This window comes from Mesorhizobium sp. B2-2-4 (assembly GCF_006442375.1).
Taxonomy (GTDB): domain Bacteria; phylum Pseudomonadota; class Alphaproteobacteria; order Rhizobiales; family Rhizobiaceae; genus Mesorhizobium.
Genome location: NZ_VFWB01000004.1, coordinates 294,860 through 318,767, shown reverse-complemented (window position 1 = coordinate 318,767; position 23,908 = coordinate 294,860). Strand labels below are relative to the sequence as shown.

Here is a 23,908-nt window from a genome sequence, read left to right as displayed (position 1 = left end):
TCTCCCTAGTGTGCGAGCGCCCGGCAACGATCAGGTGGGCAATGAAGCCAAATTTGCTGGTTTTCCGGGACCGCGACATCGACAGGCGCGATCGCCCGCACGGTTTCGCCACCTGATAGATTGACAAGATAATCGCGATGCGACCCGAGATAGACTTGGCGCACGACCTTTCCGGTGGCCCAGTTGCTCGGATCGCCCGTCGGTTTCTCGTTGGTGAGATGCAGATCGTGATGGCGCACGGATATGGCGGTCTGGCCACTGGCGGCATAGTCGCCGCTGCCACAGCGCAGCACCAGACCGTTGCCGCAATCGACGGCGTCCGTTCCGACCCGATTGCCCTTGAAGATGTTGGTGCCGCCGATGAATTGCGCGACAAATTCCGATCGAGGCCGCTCGTAAATATCCTCTGGCGAACCCGCCTGTTCGACATTGCCCTGGTTCATCACCACGATGACATCGGCGGCGGTCATGGCCTCCGTCTGGTCATGCGTGACATAGACGGTCGTGTAGCGGAACTCGTCGTGAAGGCGGCGGATTTCAAATCGCATCTCCTCGCGAAGATTGGCGTCGAGGTTGGAAAGCGGCTCGTCGAGGAGCAGCGTCTCCGGCTCGATGACGAGGGCTCTCGCCAGGGAGACACGCTGTTGCTGACCGCCTGACAACTCGCCCGGATAGCGCTCAGCCAGACTTTCGAGCTTGGTCGCCTGGAGGATGCGACCTGTCTTAGTCTGTATGTCGGCCTTGCCCATGCGACGAAGCCGCAAACCGTAGGCGATGTTCTCGAACACAGTCATATGCGGCCAGAGCGCATAGCTCTGGAAGATCATCGACATGTTGCGTGCTTCCGGCGGTTCGCTGGCGTGCGGCGACGACACGACACGGCCACCGACGCGGATTTGACCATCCGACGGCTGAACGAAACCGGCCACCAAACGCAGGGTCGTGGTCTTGCCGCAGCCCGATGGCCCGAGCAGGCACACCAGCTTTCCCTTTTCGATGGCGAGATCGACGCGGTTGACCACCGTCAACTTGCCGTAGCGCTTGGTCAGCTTGTCGAGTTCCACAAAGGCCAAAGGGTCCTCCCGAACATTTCCTCACAAACGCGATGCGCTTGTGCCTCCTGCTAAAGTTCCGTCTAATTTTGTCAATTGTCAACAATTAACTGACGACTATCTGCACGATGTAGAGATGCTGTGATGCCTTTCGGCCCGGAAATAGGGCTGAAATGCCTATCCGACAGCCGTCATCAACCCGCAGAAAACGACCGATCCGACGATCATCAGCGTCAAAGGCCCGAGGCGAACCATCCGCGCCGCAACAGCGACCATGATGGCCACGCACCAGGCAATCCATCCGCCTTTCGCATTGCTCAGGAGAGTGAACACGCTTGACAGGACCAGGCCGGCGGCAGGCGGTGCCAGGCCATAAATCAGAGCCCCTTGCCATGCCGCGTTGGGGCGGCTGTGCCAGAAATGCGCGACCACGATCACCAGCAGCGACGACGGCGCAAAAATCGCAATCGTCGAAACGATCGCGCCCGCCCATCCAGCAAGATGCCAACCCATCAGGGTGACGATCAGCGTGCCCGGTCCGGGCGCAACGCGGGAGATGGCAAACATGTCGAGGAAGCTCTTGTTAGTCAACCAATGCCGGTTGTCGACAACGCTGTGTTGCAGTTCGCCCAGAATGGAGGCCCCGCCGCCGATGGCCATCAAAGACATGGGCGCGAAGACCAGAAACAGACTGACGAGAAGATTATCGTCTTTCATGCCGGTTTCTTACAAAGCCGACGCCGATGCCGATGGGTGCGAGCACCGCCACCACGGCAAGAGCCGAGAAATGAAAGACCGTCGCGCCGATCAGCGTGCATGCGAAGAGGGCTATTGAAACAACGTCGACGCAGGCATAGCGCATGGCAAGGTAGCCGACCGACAGCGAGAACCCGGACGCCGCAACCGCGAGACCCACGAGCATCGCGCCGATCACAGGATCGGGGCTGAGCCTCAGCACGATGTTTCCTATCAGGACAATCGCGACAGCAGGTGGCAGCACCACCGCTGCCAGCGCAACCACGGCTCCAACAACACCGCGACATTGAAACCCGAGCCAGAGCGCCAGGTTTGCAACATTGACGCCAGGTAGGGACTGGCTGAGCGCAAGGCCGGACAAAAACTGCTTGTCGGTGAACCAGCGCCGATTCACCACGAACTCGGTGTGCATCATACCGTTCACACCACCGCCGATGCTGGTGATGCCGAGCTTGGTGAATGCCAGGAAGAGATCGAGGAGGCTTGGCGGCGGCAACGCATCTGTCGTCGGCGGGACGTCCATTTGGTCCATGAAACCTCCGATTGTCGTGCTTTCACCCGAGAACGCCCGTGATCGCGATCAGCGACGCACTGTATTCTGTTGACAGTTTGCAGTAAATAGTAGATCATGATGTCATGAGGGCCGAGCTTGAATTTCTTCAGAACCATTCCCTGACGAGCGTCCTGCGGCGCGAGTTAGAGACCCTCATCCTGTCGGGGGAATTCGCCCCGGGCGAGCGATTGAACGAGAACTCGCTGGCGATCCGTTTCTCGGTAAGCCGCGGCCCGATCCGTGAAGTTTGCCGCGCACTTGCCGAAAAAGGCTTGCTCGAACTCGTGCCCAATCGAGGCGTGTTCATGCGCAGGATTGGCGAGGAACAGGCCGCGGAACTCTACGATGTGCGCGCCGGTCTGTTTGCATCAGCGGCGCGACTTCTGGCCACGAAAGTCACGGCGGAGCAGATTTCGGAACTCGAGAGCTTGCTGGATCGCATGGAAGAGGCGGCCATCGCCCATTCGCTCGATGATTATTACCCGATCAATCTGGCGTTCCACGATTCCATCCTGCGCTTTGCAGGAAACAGCCGGTTGCACAAAGCCTATTCCGAACTCGTCAAGGAACTGCACCTGTTTCGGGAGCGCGCCTTGCTGCAGGGTGGCGGCCTGATCGTATCCAATGTCGAGCATCGCCGCATCGTTGCAGCATTGCGTGAAGGCGACGCCGCCGCAGCCGTGGAAACAGCCTTCCTTCATGTGCTCAGCGGCAAGGGCCGCATGACCTTGCCCGCGTCGGCCGATCCGACGCATGCGATCGGCAAAGCTGGCAAAACCAGGGATATCGCATGAACGACGCTCGGGAACTTGAGGGCCGCGTCGCCATCGTGACCGGAGCGGGACGCAATATCGGCCGCGTGATGGCGCTGGAACTGGCTCGTGCCGGAGCTGCGGTGGTCGTCAACGCACGTACGTCGCACGCTGAAGCCGAATCCGTCGTCAATGAGATCATCGCTGCCGGAGGCAGGGCCGCGGCCGTCCTCGCCGACGTCGTCGACCCGAATGCCGTTGACGCGCTGATCGGCGCGACGGTCCGGCAGTTCGGCGGCATAGACATTCTCGTCAACAGTGCTGCCGTGCGACGCGAGACGGCCTTTGCAGATCTGAGTTTTGTCGAGTGGCGCGAGGTGCTTTCGATCATTCTCGATGGCGCGTTCCTGACCGCCCATGCGGCGCTCCCGTACCTTAAGAAATCGGGACAAGGCGTGGTGATCAACATCGGCGGCCTGTCGGCTCATACCGGCGCGAGCGGCCGCGCGCATGTCATTGCGGCGAAGGCGGGTCTGGCCGGGTTAACGCGGGCGCTCGCCCATGACCTTGCCGGTGAAAGCATCACCGTGAACTGCGTTTCGCCAGGCATGATCGACACCCAGCGTGCCGGCGAGGAACCCTCTCATCATGCCGGGAAACTGCCGCCTGCCAGGCGGCGCGGAACGCCGGAGGAAGTTGCATCGCTCGTGCGCTATCTCTGCGGACCGGCGGCTCGTTACATCACCGGCCAGACCGTCCACGTCAATGGCGGTGCCTTCATGGCGTAATCCACGCCAGACCGCTAAGCATGCCGGTGCGCCGCGCGATGCTCAGCAACGATCCAGGGAGATCAAATGATGGACGTTACAGCCATACTGGCGCGCTATGTCGTGTCGGCATCCGCGGACAGCGTACCCACGAACGTCAGGCGCGAGGCAGTGCGCTCGTTCCTCAACTGGACCGGCTGCGCGGTTGGCGGCTCGCAGCACCCAAGCGTCGACATTGCCCTAGGCGCAGTGTCGCCTTTCGCCGGCAAGGATCAAGCAGCGATCCTCGGCCGCCGCGAACGGCTGGACGCCTTGAATGCCGCTCTCATCAACGGCATCGCCAGCCACGTTTTCGATTTCGACGATACCCATCTGAGGACCATCATCCACCCGGCAGGGCCGGTCGCTTCGGCGATTCTCAGCCTCGCGCAACTGCAGCCGACGAGCGGCCGTGATCTCCTGCATGCCTTCATCCTTGGCGTCGAGGTCGAATGCCGCATCGGCAATGCCGTCTATCCGGCGCACTATGACATCGGCTGGCATATCACGGGAACGGCCGGCGTTTTTGGCGCGGCGGCCGCCGCCGGGCGCCTGCTTGGCCTCAATGAGCAGCAGATGATCTGGGCGCTCGGCATCGCCGGCACGCAGTCTTCCGGTTTTCGCGAGATGTTCGGGACCATGTGCAAGAGCTTCCACCCCGGCCGGGCGGCGCAAAATGGCCTGTTCTCCGCTCTACTGGCGCAACGCGACTTCACCTCGTCAAACCGCGTGCTCGAGGCGCCGCGCGGTTTCGCCCATGTCATGTCCACAGAGCGGAATTTCGATGAGATCACCAAAGGTCTGGGCGACGGTTTCGAGATCGGGCTGAACACCTACAAGCCGTTCGCTTGCGGCATCGTCATCCATCCGATCATCGACGGCTGCGTGCAGTTGCGCAACGAATACGGGCTGAAGGCCGGCGAGATCGAAAGCATTGAGTTGGAAGTCGATCCGCTGGTGCTTGAATTGACCGGCAAGAAAACCCCGCAGGTCGGCCTTGAAGGCAAATTCAGTGTCTACCACTCGGCGGCGGTCGCCATCATCGAAGGCCGCGCCGGCGAGGCAGAGTACAGCGATGCGAGCGTGTGCGATCCCCAGGTCATCGCGCTGCGTGATCGCGTCAGCGCGGTGGCATCACAAGGCGTTGCCGAAGACGAATGTCACGTCACGATCAAGCTCAGGGATGGCCGTGTTCTCAAGCGACATGTCGAGCATGCGATCGGCAGCCTGGCGCGGCCGATGACCGACGATGACCTGAACGCAAAGTTCGGTGGGCTTGCCGAACCGGTTCTGGGCGCAAGGGCGGCGGCGCGCTTGCGCGATCTGTGCTGGGATATCGAGAGCCTCGACGATACCGCCGTCATCGCCAAGGCCGCGACGCCGGCAGCCTAGGCGCAAGCGACGGCACGGGCAGGTTGCCGACGAGGCAGCCTGCCGTCCTGGCTCTAAGCCAGCGTGATTGATCTAAAAATCAGAGCGCGGCGACGATTGCCTTGCCGCACTCGACAGTGTTCGCTGTGCCGCCGAGGTCCCGTGTGCGCAGCGATGGCTCGGCCAGAACGGTCTCGATGGCCGAAACAATTCCGGCAGCCGCCTCAGGCTGTCCGAGGTGATCAAGCATCATCGCAGCCGACCAGATCTGTCCAACCGGATTTGCGATCCCCTGCCCGGCAATGTCCGGTGCCGAGCCATGAACCGGCTCGAACAGAGACGGAAAATTGCGGTCCGGATTTATGTTGGCGCTCGGCGCGATGCCGATCGTTCCCGTGCAGGCGGGGCCGAGATCGGAAAGGATGTCGCCAAAGAGGTTCGATGCGACGACCACGTCGAACCAGTCGGGGTGAAGGACGAATTGAGCCGTCAGGATATCGATGTGATATTTGTCCCAGCGCACGTCGGGGAAAGCCTTGGCCATCTCCTCCACGCGTTCGTCCCAATAGGGCATGCTGATCGAGATGCCGTTAGACTTGGTCGCCGAGGTCAGGTGTTTGCGCTTGCCCTTGGCGGCAAGCTCGAATGCGAACTTCAGCACGCGATCGACGCCGATACGCGTCATCACCGTTTCCTGCACCACCACTTCGCGCTCGGTACCCGGGAAGATACGGCCGCCGATCGATGAATACTCACCTTCGGTGTTTTCGCGCACGACCCAGAAATCGATATCGCCAGGGCCGCGACCGACGAGCGGGCTCCGCACGCCGGGCATCAGGCGCACAGGCCGAAGATTGACATATTGATCGAATTCGCGCCTGAACTGGAGAAGCGACCCCCACAGCGACACATGATCAGGCACGCCGGCTGGCCAGCCGACGGCGCCGAAGAAGATCGCGTCGTGCGATCCGATCTTGTCCTTCCAGTCTTCCGGCAGCATGCGGCCGTGGCGGGCATAATAATCGTAAGAAGCGAAATCGAACCAGTCGAACGACAGCCCGATGCCGAACCGCGACGCGACCTTTTCCAAAGCGCGCACGCCCTCGGGTACGACTTCCTTGCCGATCCCGTCGCCAGGGATGACCGCGATGCGGAAACTGTTGGATTGTGTCATTTTGCTTTCCAGGATGATCGGCGAAAACTGCTCAGGCTGCGGCCTCTACGTGCTGCATGCCCTTTCGGCGCGCAAGCTGGGCCGCGAGTTGAATGGCGCTCTCCAGCGCGCCTGTCGACGCGGTACCTTTGCCAACGATGTCGAAGGCGGTGCCGTGCGCCGGCGTGGTGAATACGGTCTCCAGACCCGCCGTGACGGTCACACCACGGTTGAAGCCGCGCAGCTTGGTCGCGATCTGCCCCTGGTCGTGGTACATGGCGACCACGCTGTCATATTCGCCAGCGAAGGCCTTGATGTAGATGGTGTCGGCGGGGAAAGGCCCCTTGCAATCGATGCCTGAGGCCGCGGCGGCGTTGACCGCCGGTCCGATCAGGTCGATCTCCTCACGGCCGAACAGCCCGTTCTCACCGGCATGAGGATTGAGCGCCGCAACGGCGATGCGCGGCTTCTCCACACCAGCGCGCTGCATGGTGCGATTGACCAGTTCGATCGCCTCGATGATGCTGTCATGCGTGATCTGATCGAGCGCCGTGCGCAGCGACACGTGCGAGGTGACGCGCGACATCCATTGGCCGTCGAGCACGTTCATCTCGGAGAAATAGCCTTTGTGGCCCAATAGATCGGCAAACATCTTGTGCTCGTCGGGAAACTTCCAGCCGCCGGCATGAAGCGCTGCCTTGTTCAGCGGCGCAAAGGTGATGCCATCGACGTCACCTTTCATCGCCAGCCGCACCGCCTCGGCCAAGGTGTCGCCAGTCAGCTTGCCGGACTCCGGTGAAACAATGCCGCGCGGCAAGGCCTCGGGATCGATGTTGCCGAGATCGATGAGAGGCGTTCCGGCTGCATCCCAGTCGACGGATGCGACATCCGGCACGGTCTTGATGGCAAGGGATACGCCGGCGTCGCGAGCCCCCATCTCCAGGACTCGCCGGTCCCCCAGAACGACAAGGCGCGCCACATCGGAGAGCCTGCCATCCGACAGCACGCGGGCGACGAGTTCGGGGCCGATGCCTGTCATGTCACCGGGCAGCAAGGCGAGACGAGGCAGGGATGAGGCACTCTTGCGCGCGGATCTATCTTGATTTGCCATGGATATGCCCTTCGGCTCGACGGTGGTGAGGCCACCCAATATCGGCCGCGCAAGCTTGGCTTCGTGACCCTTATGAGGTGATGTTGCGCCGCATCCAAAAAAAGTCAACTGAAAATTGTTGACAATCTTCAATTTGAGAGGAAGACTTAGGACGACCTTTTTGGAGAAGCACCATGGACACCCAGCACACCTCGGACACTGCATCCTCTATGCCGCCACTGGAAGAGAAGCATGGCAGCTTGATGGAGGGGTTCTCCTACAGGACGGTGAAGACCAGGGGGGCGGAGATCAATGTCGCCGTTGCGGGATCAGGCCCGCCTTTGCTGCTGGTGCACGGCAACCCGTTGACGCATGTCAGTTGGCATCGGATCGCGCCTTCCCTGGCAAAATCCTTCACGGTGGTGGCCATCGACCTGCGCGGCTATGGCGACAGTTCGAAACCCGATGGCGGCGAGGACCATGCCGCCTACAGTTTCCGCGCCATGGGCGAAGACGCCTTCGATGTGATGAGCGAACTCGGATTTGAGAAGTTCGCGCTTGCCGGCCACGACCGCGGCGCACGTGTCGGCTTTCGCATGGTGCTCGACCAGCCCAACAGGATCACGCGCTTCTGCGCGCTCGACATCATCCCCACCTACCATCTTCTCACCAACGTCACCCTCGGCTGGGGGCTGGAGAGCTACCATTGGTTCTTCATGGCGCAAAAGGCGCCCTTCCCCGAGAAGCTGATCTGTGCCGATCTCGACTATTACATCAACTACAAGCTCAACAAGAAAGGCGTGGGCCTGGAGATATTCTCGCCCGAAGCGTTCAAGGAATATGCCCGCTGCACGACGCCCGAACAGATCCACGCGGTGTGCGAGGACTATCGCGCGACGGTGACGCTCGACCTCGCCATGGACACGGCCGATTTCGGCAAGAAGAAGATCAAGTGCCCGGCGATGGTGATCTGGGGTAGCAACAGCCATGTCGGCCGTCATCTGACGCCGATTGAAGCCTGGGAACCCTGGGCACCTGACTTGAGGGGCTGGGCTATCCCGACCGGTCACTATCCGGCCGAGCACCGCCCAGACCTGGTCTATGAAAGCTTCTGGACCTTCTTCAACGGCGGTGAACCGATCCCCTATCGTTCCTGATACGGCCTCCTGACTTCTTGCGTCAGGGTTTGTGCTCTGACGCCCTTCTCCCGATAGTCTGACAAGTCGGCGATCCAGTCCGTAGCCCCAGGGGCTTCTGGTGCGTAAACTCTCACTTTCGTGTAAAACGTATTTCGCGTAATCGTGAACATCCACGACTTCAATCGGGTGCCCTGCTCGCAGCTGTCAAAGGCGTTAAGTGCCTTGACTAAGGTTTCCTGAACGAGGTCGTCGGCATCGTTCGGGGCTCGGTAGAATGTGTGCGCAAAGCCCGCAATGCGGGGATGAGTTGCACAATGGAATCATCGTCTCGTTCACCAGAACCCGTGCTAAGGTCGTCTTTCTGCGTTTGAATGGGGCTAATACCCGGAAGGTAGAAGGTATAAGGGCTCTTGCAGGCAAAACTCTGATCTCGTCATATGTCGATGTGACGGGCCCGTAACCCAGCGCCCAACCGTGATTTCGAGGCCCTTCACTGCTGTGCTGGTGTGCAGTCCGGAATTATCTGTCGCTGTCCGGAATTAAGCCGATCTTCGGAGGTCGTCGCCGCGCTCGTGCAAAAGCTTGAGCGCATCGCTGCCGCACGACACGACACGAAGCGTGGTCTCGATCCGAGAAAGACGAATGCTGCCAACGCCATTGGTAACGGCAGCGCAATTCTGGAGGAGGTGGCAAAGCGCGCGAAGCGAGGTGTTCTCACCGTAGATAACAATCGCTTCGTAGGCGTCGGCTCCCTCAACGTTGTTTTCGGCGCCGATCCTTATGCAGTCCTCCCGCGTCGGCTGCCCGATCTCGAAACGCATGCCGATACGGCTTTCGATCTAATCCATAGCATGGGTATCACGCCTCGTGCCCGCTAACCGATGAGTGTTGCCGGCGAGCAGTAAAGCGAAGCCGCATCGCTCCTGAAGATGCAGCAGCTCCCGCAAAACAGTGGGTGTGAAGTTCTGATATTCGTCCACGAGCAACGGACGCGTCGGGCCGCATCGGGCGCCCAAAAAATTTCATGCAATCCTTGGCAAGGTCATATGTGTGCTTGCTGCCCCTTTGGACGCCGTACGCGTCATGCAGCATCAGGAACATCGGCCTGATAGCCTTGGTATGCTGCGCAACTTCACAATAGGCAGCTCCGCTTTGGCCGGCTATCCAGTTGAGCGCTACAGTCTTTCCGAGTCCGGCTTTGCCGACCGCAAGCACCGGATATCGGATCTTGACCGCCGTATCGAACGCAGCCCGCACGGTGAGCGCAGCCCGGGTTTCAACGAATATCGTCATCCGACGATCCTCTTCACCAAGTCCATCTGAGCGGCCATGCGCTCGTCCTGTTCGCGCCGGCGCTCTTCAGGAATCAACGGCTTCTTCGGCATCAGAATCCGCGCCGGCCGCTGAGACGGGTCGAATGATACTTTGCCCGCCGGCTCGTTGGGGATGACTTCAGGTTGATCCTGACCAAGCGCCATCAGCCGAGCTGCAACATCGATTTTCGGGACCGAGCGGCCCATCTGCACTATCGCATCGCGGTGCGCCTTTGCTCGTGCTGCCGTGCTTTGGGCGCCACGATGATCAAGTGGATGAAGTGGGACATCGGGGGTTGCGATCCCGAGCCTTTTACCCTTCATGTCCAGCACAAGCAGCTCTGCCGGCGCATGATAGACCGGGTCGCAGACCAGCACCTTGTCGTGCGTGTACTGCCACAACTCTTCGCAGGACCACCGACGCCCACGGAGTTGGATCGCGCCTTGAATGACGGTGCGCTCGACCCGGCGCGCGACTGCAGCACGGACCTCGTCCCGGCTCATGGTGATTGCTGACCAGCCCGCAACCACGTGCTGTTGAAAAGTGGTGTTGGGCGAATGCCCCTTGAGGCCACTCTGCTTTCCCGTAGGCATGCTGTGATAGGCCTTCAGGAGACCGAAGAACGCGGGAATGAAATCTTCGAAGGTGCCATAGGGCGCAACCGTCCGGCCGATCGCTTCCTGGCGCTTGTTCATACGGTTGCCGGAAATCCAGCCCGGTAGCGTGCTCAGATAGCGTGACTCGAAGTCGCCGAACCAGCGTTCGATGGGCTTTGCCGAGGCGTTGTAGGGCAAGGCATTGACAACTCGCATCGAGCGACCCGGCCCATGGAACCCGGGCACCATCAGTGTCATGGCGTCGTCGAGGTACGTCGCGAACCCGTATTCCTTGCCGTTGTCGATATAGAGAGCTTCAGGCAGGCCGAAGGCTGGATGATCCACCATGGCCGCAAATACTTCGATCACATCACGGTTGTTGACGCTGCCGCGCGTGTCGAATGCGATCAAATCACACCAAACGCGGCCAGTCGCCCAGTCGAGGAACCCGATCAGCTTTGCAGTACAAATCGAGCCGTCCGCCCGCGTCAGGTGGATGTCGATCGGATGCACATCTCCGACGACCAATTCCATCGGGCGCATGCCTTCTATGGAGCGCCGCCCGCGCGGTCGGCTGTCCTCGTAACCTTTGCGGTTCGTGCGAAACTGATGGACCTTCCGATAATGCATCTCTTCCGAAACGAGCGTCCACGGGATCGAACAAGCTTGCTCAAAACTGGCTGGATCATTGGGGGCGGAATCCCCATGACCTAGTGGTCTCTGCCAGAAGGTTGCGAGCCAAGATTTTGACATGTCCCCAGGCTGCGCCGGCCGCCAAAAGGCCTCGAGTTTCCTGTTTTAGATCCTCTGCAATCTGGGCCTTGGTGACAGCGTCGAACGGTACCAAAGCATCCCATTGCCGACTGATGACGACGCGTTTCTTGCCTTGATCCGCTCTGCCGCGCCGCCCCCGGCTTGCAATCGGCTTCGGACGGTTTTGAGCCTGCGTTTCAATGGGCTTTAACCGGAGTTGCAACTCCGGTGGGAGGGAAGCCAAACTAACGAGATACTGCTTGCCCGCGTTGCCACCCTTGCCCTGAACGACGCGCACCTCCAGGGCGTGCCCCCGCCAGTTGCCGCGCTGGCAGGCCTTCCAAACCGCTTGTCGAGAGATTCCCGCCAAGCTGGCGAGCAGGTTGAGTGGAACGAACTCTTTCCTCGACATCGTGCGCTAGTCCCCAGCTGCAGAACGGAAACCACCGAGTAGCAGCTCGAGTTATATGTGTCGTGACATCCACGCCTTGCCGCCCTCGCCCGCTCAAGGGCGCCATTCGCTACCGAGAGCCCTTGCTGGGGACAGTGAAGGCGTAGAGCTGAATCTTAGTCGATAGGGCTGCTGCTTCGGTTACCAATCCTGGGTTTTTGGGGTTGACCTATCCGTTGCCGACCGCAAGCAGGTTGACCAATAGAGGCGCTTAACTTCCACGCTGATTCAACCACTTAACGCCAATCCAGAATTAGCTGTGATTGTGGCCATTGGTAAACCCGGTCTTTGGATCGGAAACCCCTATCCTCGACCTGAAAATCCTCTTGTTTTCAATCGTATAGGCTGAACGCCTGCGGCCCATAATTCCGGACTGGTAAACCCCATGAAATGCCAAATAATTCCGGACATCACAGCGGTCATGGGCCGGCTGCGTTCCTCACTGCCATTTATGCGACTTTCGAAGCACAAATGGCGAACATGTAGTGGCGGCCTTTGTGTTTTTGACGTCAACAGCACTGGCTCCTTCGGCTATCGGCGGGCGCGTGAATGACCGGAAGGGGACCGGAAGGGGGCCGAAAGCGGACTGGCAGCTTTCGGCGCCTGAACAATGACGGCGGACATGCGTACCGGATACGTAGCGACCCAGTTGGCGCCACGCGACAACGAGTTGATCGATGTCCGACAAGATTTAGAGCCTACTCAAAGGAGCATGCAGGCACTGCTCACAAAACGGAAATCATTCCGCCATCGACGTAGATGATCTGGCCGTTGACGTAATCCGAGGCGCGCGACGCAAGGAAGACGGCGGTGCCTATCAGCTCCTCCGGCTTGCCCCAGCGGCCGGCTGGGGTCCTTGCCTTCACCCAGGCGTCGAACTTCTCGTCGTTGACGAGGGCCTCGTTCATATCGGTCAGCATGTAGCCGGGGCCGATCGCATTGGCCTGGATGCCGGATTTCGCCCATTCGGCCGCCATGCCGCGCGTGAGCATCTTTATACCGCCCTTTGCAACGGTGTACGGGATGACGGTGGCGCGCGCGAGTTCGCTGGTGAGTGAGCCAATGTTGATGATCTTGCCGTGCCCGCGCGGGATCATGCGGCGTGCCGCTTCGCGCCCGACGAGAAAGGCGCTGGTCAGGTTGGTGTCGATCACGCGCTGCCAGTCGGCAAGCGACAGATCGACCATCGGCTGCCGGTGCTGGATGCCGGCATTGTTGACAAGGATATCGACCGCGAGCCCCTCAGCGTCGAAGCGGTCGAAGGCCTTTTTGACCGCTGCCTCGTCGGTCACGTCGAAAACGGCTTCGTGCACCTCGTTGCCGCCGGCGCGCATTTCGTGCGCGGCCTTCGAGAGGCCGGCGCCGGCACGGCCGTTGAGGACAAGCCGGGCACCGGCGGCGCCCAGCCCCTCCGCAATCGCGCGGCCAAGGCCCCGGGAAGAACCGGTGACGAGAGCGGTGGAACCGGAGAGATCGAACAGAGTCATATCAGTGCCTCACAGTTCGGATTTGCGGCAGATGAGGTCAGAGCGCTCGTATACCGCAGGAAGCAGGTCGACGCCGAGGCCAGGACCTTCCATCGGCAGCACATAGCCGTCCTTGATGGTTGGAACCACAGTGACCAGTTCCTTGTACCAGCCGTCGTAGAACGCCCGAACCGATTCCTGGATCAGCGTGTTGGGCTGGCTGAAGGACGCATGCACGGCGGCCGCGAAGCCGACCGGCCCGGTGCAGTCATGCGGGGCGAAGGGGCGGTGATAGGTGTCGGCGAGGGACGCGATCTTTCGCCCCTCCGTCAGGCCGCCGGTCCAGCACAGGTCGACCATCACGACATGAGTGGCGTCGCGATCGAGCATGTCCTTGTAGGGGAACCGCGTGCCGAGCGTTTCGCTGGCGCATACCCAGACATCGGTTGAGGCCGCATATTCCGCCAACGCCTGCGGAGAATTCATGCGGATGGGATCTTCATACCAGGTCGGCTGATAGGGCTCGAGCGCGCGAGCGATTGTCTTTGCTGTCGGCAGGTTCCATAAGGAGTGGAACTCGACCATGATCTCCATCTTGTCGCCGACCCGCTTGCGTATTTTCTCGAAGGGTTCGATCGCCTTTTTCATCTGCTCGGCGTTGATGAACATGCCGCGGTTTTCCTGCGCGGCCGGGTCGAACGGCCAGATCTTCATGGCTGTAATGCCACTTTCGAGCAGGTTCTCGGCCAGCGCTCCCGCATCGGTCATGAACGCTGCGAGATCTTCATAAGGACCCTCCTTGTTGCCGAGGTTCCAGGTGTCGACCGGGCGGATATTCTTGTTGCGCACGTAACCATACCCCGCACAGGTGTTATACACCCGCAGTCTGTCGGTGCAGAGGCCGCCAAGCATCTGATGCACCGGTTGATGGCAGACTTTGCCGAACAGGTCCCATAACGCGATGTCGATGGCAGAAGCGGCGCGATATTCGACGCCCGTCGATGCCTGCGCCATCGGCAGGTCGGTCATGATCCGATTGAGTGCTTCGATGCGCAGTGGGTCCTGTCCAAGAAGACGGCCCGCCAGCGTGTCGTGGATCTGAGCTTCCACCGCGCCGGCGCCATAGAAGGTTTCTCCCAACCCGATCGTGCCTTGGTCGGTGTGCACGCGCACCCACAGGACGTTGGAGAATTCCTCGGTGCGCAGGGTTTCAAGCGCAGTGATTTTCATGGTCGAAATCCTCCTCCAGATATTGCTTCCAGAGAACGGCGCACGGTCAAGTCATGAGTGACCATGTTCCCCGGTAACGTACGGCAGCGTAATCCCTGTTGTGAAATATCACAATATGTCATAAGAGTTTTTACGGTGAGTTGGAACGCCGTCTCGGGAGGATTGGCATGGCTAACAAACGAACAGTGCCGAAACTGGCGGATTCGCTGGTGGCGGAGGATGCGCCCCGGCGACAAAATTCTAGAAATCTCTTCGAGCTCGCTTACGAGAGGATCGAGGGGCTGATCATCAACTGTGAGCTCAGGCCGGGCAGCCGGCTTTCGATCCAGGAGCTTCAGAACCTCTCGGGATTCAGTCGTACGCCGGTCCATCAGGCCGTCGGCAGGCTCGCTGACGACACCCTGATCGTCGTCCATCCGCGCCACGGGCTCCAAATCGCGCCGATCGATCTTGCCCGTGACCGGACGCTGCTCCGGCTTCGCGGTGATCTGGAGCGGTTCGTTATCCAGCTTGCGACCGAACGCTCGCAGTCGACCCACCGCAACCAGTTGCTGCATATGTCCCGTCTACTGGGAGAGCGGCGAGATACATTGACGGTCGATGCCTTCAACGTTCTGGACCGCCGCATCGACAAGCTTATTCTCTCCGCCGCCGCCGAGCCGTTTCTCGAGCATACGTTACGTCCGCTCCACACGATCTTCCGGCGGATCGGCTGGATTCATCACACACAATTGTCGGCCACGGACGGCCTGGCCGCGGCCATCGATTGCCATCTGGCGATCCTCGATGCCGTGGCAAACCGCCATGAAGATCGGGCGGTGAGGGCCACGAACGATCTCATCGCTTTCGTAGAAAGTATGTTCGAAGCGATCGAGAGAGAGGTGGATCCCTCGCTTCTCGATGCCAGCCTGGCGCCGCTGATCTGATCTGTAAACGTCGCCGGCGATGGGCCAATAACCCTACGCCCAATTTTCTGCATTCCAAACTTCAGAGAGGAGAACCCACGTGAAATCTATCCTTGCCTTGATCTTTTCCGCCGCGATAGCAGCGACCGCCCTGTCTGCCACAGACGCTTTAGCTGCCAAGTTCACCGCCAAGCTTTCGCTCGACGTCCAGAAGGGCAATCCCAAGGAGGTCGCTGCCGAGAATTTCGCTGAAGCGGTGCGCCAGCGCACCAAGGGCGACGTCGATATCAAGATCTATCCCAACAGCCTGCTTGGCGGCGAAGCCGACGCGGCGCAGGGAATCCGGCTGGGTTCCGTGCAGATGGGCGTTCTCACCAGTTCAGTCCTGTCGTCCTGGGTGCCGCAGGTCCAGGTGCTCGATCTTCCCTTCCTGGTGACGTCGGATGCCCAGGCCGTTGCGATCAACGGGCCGCTGACGGAGCAGCTTGCTCCGAAATTCGAGGAGCAGGGGTTCCATCTGCTCGGGTTTTCCGTCAACGGCGCCCGCAACCTGATGAGCACCTTTCCGATCGATAAGCCGGACGATGTGAAGGGCAAGAAGATGCGCGTCATCCAGAGCCCGCTCTTCGTTGCGACCTGGAAGGCGGTCGGCGCCAATCCCGTGCCGATCCCGGCTCCCGAAATCTACAATGCGCTGCAGACCGGCGTGGCGGACTATTTCGACAACACGGCCTCAAACTACCTGACGTTCAAATTCTATGAAGTCGCGCCCTACTACACGAAGATCGACTACATCTACGCCTTCGGCACCTGGGTGGTGGCCGACAACTGGTGGAACAAGCTGCCCGACGACTACAAGGCGATCGTTACCGAAGAGGCCGTCAAGGCCCAGAAAGAACTGCCGGCGCTACAGGAAAAGGCGGACAGCGCAGCGCTCGCCGAAACCGAAAGCAAGGGCGCCAAGATCAAGACGATCGAGGCCAAGGCGCCCTGGATTGCGCTGATGGAACCTGTGCAAAAAGAGTTCGCCGCGAAGATCCCCGACGCCGACGCGCTCATCAAGATCATCCAGAACACCAAATAGCGTCTCATGCGTCGGCCCCATGACCGGAGCCGACGCTCTCTACCGTTACTGCCGGGAGGAAGGTCATGGAAGCTCCAGATAGCGTGCAGGCCACGGCGCTTGGCCGCGGCTCCTCTATTGAGGCGCGGTTCGAGCCCGTGATTTCTCTCATTGAGAAAGCCATGGGCGCCGTCAATTTTGTCGTGCTCGTTCTCATGTCGCTTTCCGTTCTGGCAGGCGTGGTCTCACGCTACGTCTTCAACGATTCCTTTTCCTGGACGGAGGAGTTCTCTGTCTGGGCCTTCACCTGGATGATCTTCATCGGCGCGGCGATGGGCATCCGGCAGAAACGGCATGTCGCGGTCGATTTCGTCCTGGGGTACCGCGTCACGCGATTCCTTCGGGACGTCATTGTGGCGCTGACCCTCATCATGCTGGCGTTCGCGGGCTATCGGCTCGCCACCCTCGTCGGCGGCCTCAGCATCACCCTGCAATGGCCGAACGCCTACCGCTTCGGCGTGATCCCCACGACCGCCGCTATCGGGCTCCTGTTCGCGCTGTTCCAGGACGGAGACGGCCGCACCTTCTTGCGCAATGCGGCTGCCATCGTCACCGCGGCAATCGCCTATCTTGTGATGGACAATTCGTCCTTCCTGCCATTCATCGACATCTCGCCCAGCCTTCTGATGACGGTGACCTTCTTCGTCTGCCTGTTTCTCGGCGTTCCGGTAGCGTTTTCGCTGCTTTTCGGCGCATTCTTGACGACCTGGGGCGCCGACATCATTCCCGGCCCGGCCGTGGTCCAGACAATGGCGAGCGGCGCGACGAACTTCCTGCTGCTCGCCATCCCCTTCTTCCTGACGACGGGCTATCTGCTCGATCTCGGCGGCCTGTCGTCCAGGCTCATCGATCTGGCCGCAGCCCTTGTCGGCCATCTCCGCGGCGGGCTGGCCCACGTCAATATCCTGAATAGCCTGCTGATCGGCGGTATCTCCGGCTCGTCCGGAGCGGATGCGGCCAGCACTACCAAGATCATCGTTCCGCAGATGGTCAAGCGCGGCTATTCACCGGCCTTTTCCTGTGCCGTGACCGCTGCAGGATCGATCCTTCCGAATGTTGTACCGCCGGCCATCGCCATGCTGGTCTACGCCTCGGTCGCCGACGTCTCGATCGCCAAGCTCTTCATTGCGGGTTACGTGCCCGGTGTGCTCATCGCGATCGCCATGATGACGACGGCTTATTTGGTCGCGCGAAAGCGCGGCTATGAAACGGCGTCGGCAAGGGCACCGTTGAGCACGGTCGGCACGACGTTCCTGCGCGCATTGCCAGCCCTGTTCATCGCCGCGATCATCATCGGCTGCATACGCTTCGGCATCACCACGGCGACGGAAGCGGGGGCGATCGCGCTGTTCTGGACCTTCATCCTTGGCAAGTTCGCCTACCGGGAATACACGTGGAAGGCCTTCTATCGCTCGCTCGTCGAATGCGCGACGGATTCGGCCCTGATCGGCTTCCTGATCGCGGCATCGATCCCGTTCGCCTGGGTTTTGATCGCCGAGCAGATTCCCCAGCAATTGATCGAGTGGATCGGCGTCGGCGGCGAAAGCAAGCTGCTGCTCCTTTTGATGATGAACGCAATCCTGTTCGTGGCCGGCATGTTCCTCGACCTGACCCCGGCGATGCTGATCCTGGCGCCTTTGTTCCTGCCGCTGATGAAATCGGTCGGCATGGACCCGGTCCAGCTCGGGATGATCATGATCATCAACCTGCAGATGGGCGGGCTGACGCCGCCGGTCGGGATTCTCGTGTTCATCTCGGCCCAGATCGCCAAGGTCTCACCGGTCAAGGTCTTCCGGGAGGTCATGCCGTTCTTCCTTGCCGGCGTCATCGTCCTAGCCCTCGTCTGCGCTTTCCCGGTTCTGACGCTCGGCTTGTGGAATCTGATGGAGTGATTTCCCCAAACGGATTCGGCATCGAAGGTAACGGCGTACGTACCACAAGCATTGACGAGTGCGTGCCGACATAATCGGCTGGCACTCGGATGTATTAGAGGCAGTTCCCGCTTTTGAAAGTCTACGAACGCAGCTTGACGACCGATGGGGCCGATGAACGAACCCGCTGCGCGGGATGGGCGCCTGCGGTTGAGGTAGAGATCAAGAACCGGACGTTGCGCCTGCGTTGAGCGGGGTTCGGCAGGGGCAGAGCATCACGGGCTTCTTCAACAAGGAGCCCGACCATGCCCTATCCTATTCTTGATGCACCTATCAGTCCGCTGCGGCAGCGGCTGATCGACGACATGAACATGCGGCGTTTCTCACGGGAGACGCAGCGCAACTATCTCCGCGACATCGGACGCCTGGCGACGTTCCTCGGGCGCTCACCAGACACAGCGACCACCGACGACCTGCGCCGCTTCCAGATCGAGCAGCAGGACGACGGCGTTCCCGTGCCGACGATGAACAGCATCGTGTCGGCGCTGCGCTTCTTCTTCACGCATACGGTCGATCGTCCGGATCTGGCGCGCAAGCTCGTTCGGCTGGCGCATCCGCGCACGCTGCCCGTGGTCCTGAGCCGCGACGAGGTTGCCCGGCTGCTCAACGCCACCACCTGCCTCAAGCACCAGGCCGCGCTGTCGGTCGCTTATGGCGCGGGCCTGCGCGTGGCGGAGGTCTCGACGCTGAAGGTCGCTGACATCGATAGCGAGCGGATGCTGCTACGTGTCGAGCGTGGCAAGGGCGGGCGATACCGGAACGCCATGCTGTCGCAAGATCTGCTCTTGTTGCTGCGCCAGTGGTGGCAGGTCGGACGCCAGCAGGGGGTGATGCATCGCGACGGCTGGCTGTTTCCGGGGCAGCATGCGATGAAGCCGATCAGCACCCGCCAGCTTTATCGCGTGGTCGTCGAGGCAGCGCAGGCCGCCGACATCGCCAAGCGGGTCGGGCCGCACACGCTGCGTCACAGCTTCGCCACCCACCTGCTGGAGGACGGCACCGACATCCGGATCATCCAGGTCCTGCTCGGGCACGCCAAGCTAAATAGCACCGCCTTCTACACCAAGGTTGCAACCCGCACGGTGCGCACGGTCACGAGCCCGCTCGACAAGCTTGGCCTCTTCAAGCCGGAAGAGATCTCACCCGACGGCTGAGCGTGCGCGCCTCGATCGAGGTTGCCGACATCTTCCGCACTGCCGGGCCCGCCTACCGGGCCGCCCATGCAGGACATCTGACCCTGCAGCAGCTCAAGGTCATGTCGGCGATCGAGCACTGCCGCACCGTGGCCCTCGGCGGGCATGTCGAAGCCTGCGAGAACTGCGGCCAGTGGCGCATCGCCTACAACTCCTGTCGCAACCGGCACTGCCCGAAGTGCCAGGGCGCGGCCGCGCGGACATGGCTTGCCGAGCGCGAGGCCGACCTGCTGCCGGTCGGCTACTTCCACGTTGTCTTCACGCTGCCCGCCGAGGTCGCCGACATCGCCTTCCACAACAAGGCGGCGGTCTACGACCTGCTGTTCAAGGCAGCGTCGGAGACGATGCTGACCATCGCGGCAGATCGGAAGCATCTCGGCGCGCGCATCGGCATCACTGCCGTGCTCCACACCTGGGGTTCGGCGATGACGCACCATCCGCACGTGCACATGATCGTGCCGGGCGGCGGCATCGCGCCAGACGGAAGCCGGTGGATATCGTCGCGCCCGGCCTTCCTGCTGCCGGTGCGCGTGCTCGGCAAGCTGTTCCGCCGCCTGTTCCTCACGCGGCTGGTCGCGCTGCACGATGCCGGCCGGCTCACCTTCTTTGGATCGATGGCGCACTTCACCGACCGGCAAGCATTCCTGCGGCACCTGGCGCCGGTCCGGAAGAAGCGCTGGGTGGTTTATGCCAAGGCGCCCTTCGCCGGGCCTCAAGCCGTACTTGCCTATCTGTCCCGCTACACCCACCGGGTTGCGATCTCGAACCGCCGCCTCATCCGATTCGATGAGGCCGAGGTCACGTTCCGCTACAAGGACTATCGTCGCGACGGCACAGACCGGCAGCAGATCATGACGCTCGCCACCGACGAGTTCATCCGCCGATTCCTGCTCCACATCCTGCCGCGTGGCTTCCACCGCATCCGGCACTACGGCCTGCTCGCCGGCTCTGCTCGCAAGGCCAGCCTCGCACTCGCGCGCAAACTGTTGAGCGTCGCGCCGCCGCCCGAAGACGACACTCCGGAAGAACCGACTGACTTCCGCCCGCCATGCCCGTGCTGCGGCGGACGGATGATCATCATCGACGTGTTCGAACGGTGGAGGCAGCCGCGCGGGCCGCCGGACGCATCGGCGACGAACCGGGAGAGCGTCCCATGACGCGGCATGGCGAAGTCCAGCCTTCAGCCACAGGCGCTCAGCCTCCGGCAACGAACCCACGCGCGTCCATGGTGATCATCGGCCTCGACAGGGCTGCGTCCGACCGCACCCCGAGCCGAGCATGCCGAAGGCCGGAAGACAAGGCGGTCCGTGTGCATCAATCCCGCCGCTTCTCGGCGGTGGTCGCGCCATCCCCGACACCAGCCAAAAATCGAAATCCCCATAGCCATCGCCTGTGGCCCGCGGGTTCCTTCCTCGGGGACTTTCGTACGCCTGCCGGCGCCCGAAACTCTTCACGACAGCAGTCCGTCAGCTTTCGGCTGTATTTATCTCTATAGCTGCCATTCCGCAGCCGACCTCATCTCTGTCGTTCCGAAGCCACTGACTGCTTCCCGAAGTCTGCCATTGCGGGCACGCCCAACTTTAGGCTTGATCGGAGGCGCGTAAGACACCGTCATTGCGTGGCTAAAGGCTGCAAGCTGGCAAGCACTCTGGGAGATGCTAGATGGGACAAGCGAAGCAGAAGAAGAGCCGCTATCAACAGCTGCTAGAGGATCATCCCCTGTGCTGCCTCTGCGGCGGCGCGACAAAGTCGTCCACGATCGATCACATCCCGCCTCAGGCGTGTTTTCCGAAAGGCTACTTCCCCGAGGATTTTGAGTTTCCGGCGTGCGAAGCCTGCAACCGGTCGAGCAAGAAGGAAGACCAGATATTCGGCTACTACATGCAGATGGGGAACCCCGATCTGTTCGCCAAAGACCTGTGGTCGATGTGGAAGCTACGGGACGGCATCAAGAACAACTACAAATCGGCACTCTTAAACACAAAGCTTAGCAATAAGGCCAAGGCGGAAGCGCTCACTAAGATGGGTATCCAGGTGCCGCCGGATGCTGACCTGACCAACTTGCCGCTTGCGGGAGCGTCCGAGGAGTTTTTCGAGGCCGCAAAGGTCATCGGTCGGAAGCTAGCTTGCGCGATCTACTACAGGGAGACGGGCGGCAAGTTCCTTACGAGGAAGCACTACATCTGGGCGGGCATAGTGCATGGCCGCCATCCGCGGGCTTCGATGCTGACGGACTACCTGAATCGGATGCTGCCCGAGACAGAGGAGGGGACCCGACGCAACATCAAGGAGTACGGGCGCAGATTCGGCTACCGCTACGGCTACAAGGAGAAGGAGGACTTTATGATCTCCGCGTGCCAATTCGGAATCGGCTTTATATGCCTTACCTCCAGCGGCTTGCTTGAAAAAGGTTCAAAAAACATTCCTCCTGAGGAGCTTCTAACTATCTTCCCGACGCCCGATGAACGGGCAGCCGCTGCGGCAGAGGCGGAGAATTAGATAGCGGCGGAGACCCCCGAGTGCCTATGGGGACCGACTGGCGATTGGCGGGCGGTGACTGGCAAAAAGCTGCCATCGCGGCGCCCGCAGCTACTCTCAATAAGCGGGTCGCAGGTTTAAGCCCAAGTGCCTCTAGAACTCCCAGCCTTCGCGCTCCATGAACTCTTCGAGCGACAGGCACTCCACCTCGAAATGGCGGCAAATGTTCGGGATTTTCGCGCCGTTCGGCTTGAACTCCTCCATGGTGACCACGCCTCGTCCCTCCGACGCCGCCTTCGCAATCACGAACGGGTCAGCGTTGCGCCCGCCCCTGAGCAGCTTCCGCTGCTCGATGTTTTGCTGGAAGTGCACGACCCCGTATATCTGGCCCACGAACGCGCCCTCAGCTGCGCCGGGTATGTGGAAGAATTCTTCCCGCGTCCCAGCCCAGTCCCTCAAGGTCTCCACAGGACCGTCCACGCACTCGCGGCGGACCTCGCGGGTTGAGATGATCTGGCCATCCGCTACCAGCCCGTCAAAGCGGTCCCAAAGCGTCGGGAAGCGGCGTCGGTAGTAGTTCTTGAACAGGGTTGAGAGGGGCGAGGTGTCGAACACGTACATTAAGAAGCCCCCCGGCTGAAATACTCCTCCAGAGCCCCAACGTGACGCGGCTTCGTATCGAGGAAGTCTGCCAGCTGTCCCTCGTCGATCCTGTTCTGGTGGTACTGCGACAGTGCCAGGGCCACGTACTCACGGCCCAGGTACGCGAGCTTGGTCCAATACGGATTTCCGCCCGGTGCGCGCTCGATCTGGCGCTGCGCGTTCCACCTTTCGACCGCTTGGTCGTACCGGTCCTCTGCCACTCTGCCTTCGTCCAACAGGCGACGAAAAATCACCTCCCTGCTGACGTGGAACTGGGCCGCGAGAGTCTCTGCAGTCACTTCGGTGGCTTGCCTTCCGACCATCGCGCGTTGGAAGGCGTCTTCTGGCAGCAGTACCTGGGCAGCGAAGCTGTTGCAGATAACCTCAATCTGCCGGGCATCGCCAACGAGCCGATCCACGTATCGGTCGCGAACCATATCGATTCCGCTGGTATGGAAGATGAGGTGCGCGAGTTCGTGGAAGTAGGTGAATATCTGCCGGGTCCTGGTCGAGCTGTTGTTCACATAGATTACTGGGAACTCATCGTCGTAGAGGCAGAACCCCGAGAAGTCGTCCGCTCGGAACGCGTCCTTGAAGACGAAGACGCCCACGTTCAGCAGAGCCGTCCGCCACTCCTTAAGAGCCGCATCATCACCGTGCCATGTCTGCTGCTGCTGGACGGTCACCCCAATGTACTGACGCACGGCGGCGGCCATCTGGGCTATATCTACGTTCGGAGCGAACTGTAGATCCCGCGTGATAAGACGCTCTGCCGGGTTCCGTCCTTGGGTGAGTTCCGCCAAATTGATCTGCATTGCCTTTGCCTTGCGCATCAACATGCGAACCCGGCTCGGCAGGCGATCCAACTCGGCCTCAGGCAGCGTGCGAAACGTCTCGTTGATCGGCGGCACATCCGGCGGGTCGGGGAAGAAAAACACCGCGATCGGGACCTTGAGCATGTCGGAGAGTTGCTCAAGCTGCGGGTAGGTCGGCGCGGATGCACCTGCCTCCCAGTCGGCGATCCGCTTGAACTTCTGTGCGACCTCGTCACGGCTCAGGCCCGCTCGCTGGCGGGCCCAAACCAAGAGGGCGGGGTTGATGGGAATCTGCTCTGCCATTTCGCCCCAGGGTATAACGGGTAAGCAGTTCTTCCT

At 60.9% G+C, this 23,908-nt stretch carries 23 protein-coding genes and 1 pseudogene; 11 read left to right on the top strand and 13 right to left on the bottom strand.

Features of this window, described 5'->3' with window-relative positions:
• Window positions 1-5 precede the first annotated feature (5 nt).
• The 3 genes from FJ959_RS12530 to FJ959_RS12520 form a co-directional block, all read right to left on the bottom strand.
• Entirely contained in the window at window positions 6-1,064 is a 1,059-nt protein-coding gene (locus FJ959_RS12530) for an ABC transporter ATP-binding protein (protein WP_224704928.1), read from the bottom strand.
• Window positions 1,065-1,229: 165 nt separating this feature from the next.
• Window positions 1,230-1,769, bottom strand: a complete 540-nt coding sequence (locus tag FJ959_RS12525) for a chromate transporter (protein WP_140560086.1) — start codon at window positions 1,767-1,769, stop codon at window positions 1,230-1,232.
• Entirely contained in the window at window positions 1,756-2,340 is a 585-nt protein-coding gene (locus tag FJ959_RS12520; RefSeq protein ID WP_140630282.1) for a chromate transporter, read from the bottom strand. The genes FJ959_RS12525 and FJ959_RS12520 overlap by 14 nt, the downstream gene beginning before the upstream one ends.
• 104 nt (window positions 2,341-2,444) lie before the next feature.
• Between FJ959_RS12520 and FJ959_RS12515 the strand changes: the two genes are divergently transcribed.
• The 3 genes from FJ959_RS12515 (at window position 2,445) to FJ959_RS12505 (ending at window position 5,311) form a co-directional block, all read left to right on the top strand.
• The gene (locus tag FJ959_RS12515; RefSeq protein WP_140560088.1) at window positions 2,445-3,155 is read left to right on the top strand and encodes an FCD domain-containing protein; all 711 of its coding nucleotides are present in this window, start codon (window positions 2,445-2,447) and stop codon (window positions 3,153-3,155) included.
• Window positions 3,152-3,901: a 3-oxoacyl-ACP reductase FabG gene (gene fabG / locus FJ959_RS12510; RefSeq protein WP_140581705.1), complete on the top strand. Its 750-nt coding sequence runs from the start codon at window positions 3,152-3,154 to the stop codon at window positions 3,899-3,901. Before FJ959_RS12515 ends, fabG begins: the two co-directional genes overlap by 4 nt.
• A 66-nt stretch (window positions 3,902-3,967) precedes the next feature.
• Window positions 3,968-5,311, top strand: a complete 1,344-nt coding sequence (locus FJ959_RS12505; RefSeq protein ID WP_140581703.1) for an MmgE/PrpD family protein — start codon at window positions 3,968-3,970, stop codon at window positions 5,309-5,311.
• A gap of 79 nt (window positions 5,312-5,390) precedes the next feature.
• Here the strand turns inward: FJ959_RS12505 and FJ959_RS12500 are convergent, their stop codons facing one another.
• Both FJ959_RS12500 and FJ959_RS12495 read right to left on the bottom strand, forming a co-directional pair.
• Complete coding sequence (locus FJ959_RS12500; protein ID WP_140560091.1) at window positions 5,391-6,464, bottom strand: tartrate dehydrogenase; 1,074 nt, start codon at window positions 6,462-6,464, stop codon at window positions 5,391-5,393.
• Between the two features lie 31 nt (window positions 6,465-6,495).
• Complete coding sequence (locus tag FJ959_RS12495) at window positions 6,496-7,554, bottom strand: 4-hydroxythreonine-4-phosphate dehydrogenase PdxA (protein ID WP_140581700.1); 1,059 nt, start codon at window positions 7,552-7,554, stop codon at window positions 6,496-6,498.
• Window positions 7,555-7,727: 173 nt separating this feature from the next.
• On the opposite strand from FJ959_RS12495, the gene FJ959_RS12490 reads away from it, so the two are divergent.
• The gene (locus FJ959_RS12490; RefSeq protein WP_224704890.1) at window positions 7,728-8,690 is read left to right on the top strand and encodes an alpha/beta hydrolase; all 963 of its coding nucleotides are present in this window, start codon (window positions 7,728-7,730) and stop codon (window positions 8,688-8,690) included.
• Between the two features lie 119 nt (window positions 8,691-8,809).
• Here the strand turns inward: FJ959_RS12490 and FJ959_RS32210 are convergent.
• Window positions 8,810-8,988: pseudogene (locus FJ959_RS32210) on the bottom strand (sigma factor); the annotation flags it as partial.
• A gap of 223 nt (window positions 8,989-9,211) precedes the next feature.
• Entirely contained in the window at window positions 9,212-9,493 is a 282-nt protein-coding gene (locus tag FJ959_RS32205; protein ID WP_224704891.1) for a hypothetical protein, read from the bottom strand.
• Window positions 9,494-9,755: 262 nt separating this feature from the next.
• On the opposite strand from FJ959_RS32205, the gene FJ959_RS12475 reads away from it, so the two are divergent.
• Window positions 9,756-9,995 carry a hypothetical protein gene (locus FJ959_RS12475; protein ID WP_140581697.1) on the top strand — a complete coding sequence of 80 codons (240 nt, stop codon included), beginning with the start codon at window positions 9,756-9,758 and terminating at the stop codon, window positions 9,993-9,995.
• Here the strand turns inward: FJ959_RS12475 and FJ959_RS12470 are convergent.
• The 4 genes from FJ959_RS12470 to FJ959_RS12455 form a co-directional block, all read right to left on the bottom strand.
• Window positions 9,962-11,116, bottom strand: a complete 1,155-nt coding sequence (locus FJ959_RS12470) for a hypothetical protein (protein WP_140581695.1) — start codon at window positions 11,114-11,116, stop codon at window positions 9,962-9,964. The genes FJ959_RS12475 and FJ959_RS12470 overlap by 34 nt on opposite strands.
• Window positions 11,117-11,267: 151 nt before the next feature.
• Complete coding sequence (locus FJ959_RS12465; RefSeq protein WP_140581692.1) at window positions 11,268-11,747, bottom strand: hypothetical protein; 480 nt, start codon at window positions 11,745-11,747, stop codon at window positions 11,268-11,270.
• Between the two features lie 764 nt (window positions 11,748-12,511).
• Window positions 12,512-13,273, bottom strand: coding sequence for an SDR family oxidoreductase (locus tag FJ959_RS12460; protein ID WP_140581690.1), 762 nt, complete (start codon window positions 13,271-13,273; stop codon window positions 12,512-12,514).
• Window positions 13,274-13,282: 9 nt separating this feature from the next.
• Window positions 13,283-14,482 (bottom strand): mandelate racemase/muconate lactonizing enzyme family protein, encoded by a 1,200-nt coding sequence (locus FJ959_RS12455; RefSeq protein WP_140630281.1) that lies wholly within the window; start codon window positions 14,480-14,482, stop codon window positions 13,283-13,285.
• A 167-nt stretch (window positions 14,483-14,649) separates the two neighbouring features.
• Here FJ959_RS12455 and FJ959_RS12450 point away from each other — a divergent pair, with 167 nt between their 5' ends.
• From FJ959_RS12450 to FJ959_RS12420, 6 genes are all read left to right on the top strand, one after another.
• A complete protein-coding gene (locus tag FJ959_RS12450; RefSeq protein WP_140581901.1) occupies window positions 14,650-15,408 on the top strand; it encodes a GntR family transcriptional regulator in 759 nt (252 codons plus the stop codon).
• 79 nt (window positions 15,409-15,487) lie between these two features.
• A complete protein-coding gene (locus tag FJ959_RS12445) occupies window positions 15,488-16,471 on the top strand; it encodes a TRAP transporter substrate-binding protein (RefSeq protein ID WP_140581684.1) in 984 nt (327 codons plus the stop codon).
• A gap of 65 nt (window positions 16,472-16,536) precedes the next feature.
• The gene (locus FJ959_RS12440) at window positions 16,537-18,402 is read left to right on the top strand and encodes a TRAP transporter large permease subunit (protein ID WP_140581682.1); all 1,866 of its coding nucleotides are present in this window, start codon (window positions 16,537-16,539) and stop codon (window positions 18,400-18,402) included.
• A gap of 284 nt (window positions 18,403-18,686) precedes the next feature.
• Window positions 18,687-19,595 (top strand): tyrosine-type recombinase/integrase, encoded by a 909-nt coding sequence (locus FJ959_RS12435; RefSeq protein ID WP_140581679.1) that lies wholly within the window; start codon window positions 18,687-18,689, stop codon window positions 19,593-19,595.
• Between the two features lie 2 nt (window positions 19,596-19,597).
• Complete coding sequence (locus FJ959_RS12430; protein WP_140581677.1) at window positions 19,598-20,791, top strand: IS91 family transposase; 1,194 nt, start codon at window positions 19,598-19,600, stop codon at window positions 20,789-20,791.
• 505 nt (window positions 20,792-21,296) lie between these two features.
• Window positions 21,297-22,133: a hypothetical protein gene (locus tag FJ959_RS12420; protein WP_140630278.1), complete on the top strand. Its 837-nt coding sequence runs from the start codon at window positions 21,297-21,299 to the stop codon at window positions 22,131-22,133.
• Between the two features lie 132 nt (window positions 22,134-22,265).
• On the opposite strand, the gene FJ959_RS12415 is transcribed toward FJ959_RS12420, so the two are convergent.
• Both FJ959_RS12415 and FJ959_RS12410 read right to left on the bottom strand, forming a co-directional pair.
• A complete protein-coding gene (locus FJ959_RS12415) occupies window positions 22,266-22,733 on the bottom strand; it encodes a PIN domain-containing protein (RefSeq protein ID WP_140581672.1) in 468 nt (155 codons plus the stop codon).
• Window positions 22,733-23,872 (bottom strand): XRE family transcriptional regulator, encoded by a 1,140-nt coding sequence (locus FJ959_RS12410; protein WP_140630276.1) that lies wholly within the window; start codon window positions 23,870-23,872, stop codon window positions 22,733-22,735. The genes FJ959_RS12415 and FJ959_RS12410 overlap by 1 nt, the downstream gene beginning before the upstream one ends.
• Window positions 23,873-23,908 lie beyond the last annotated feature (36 nt).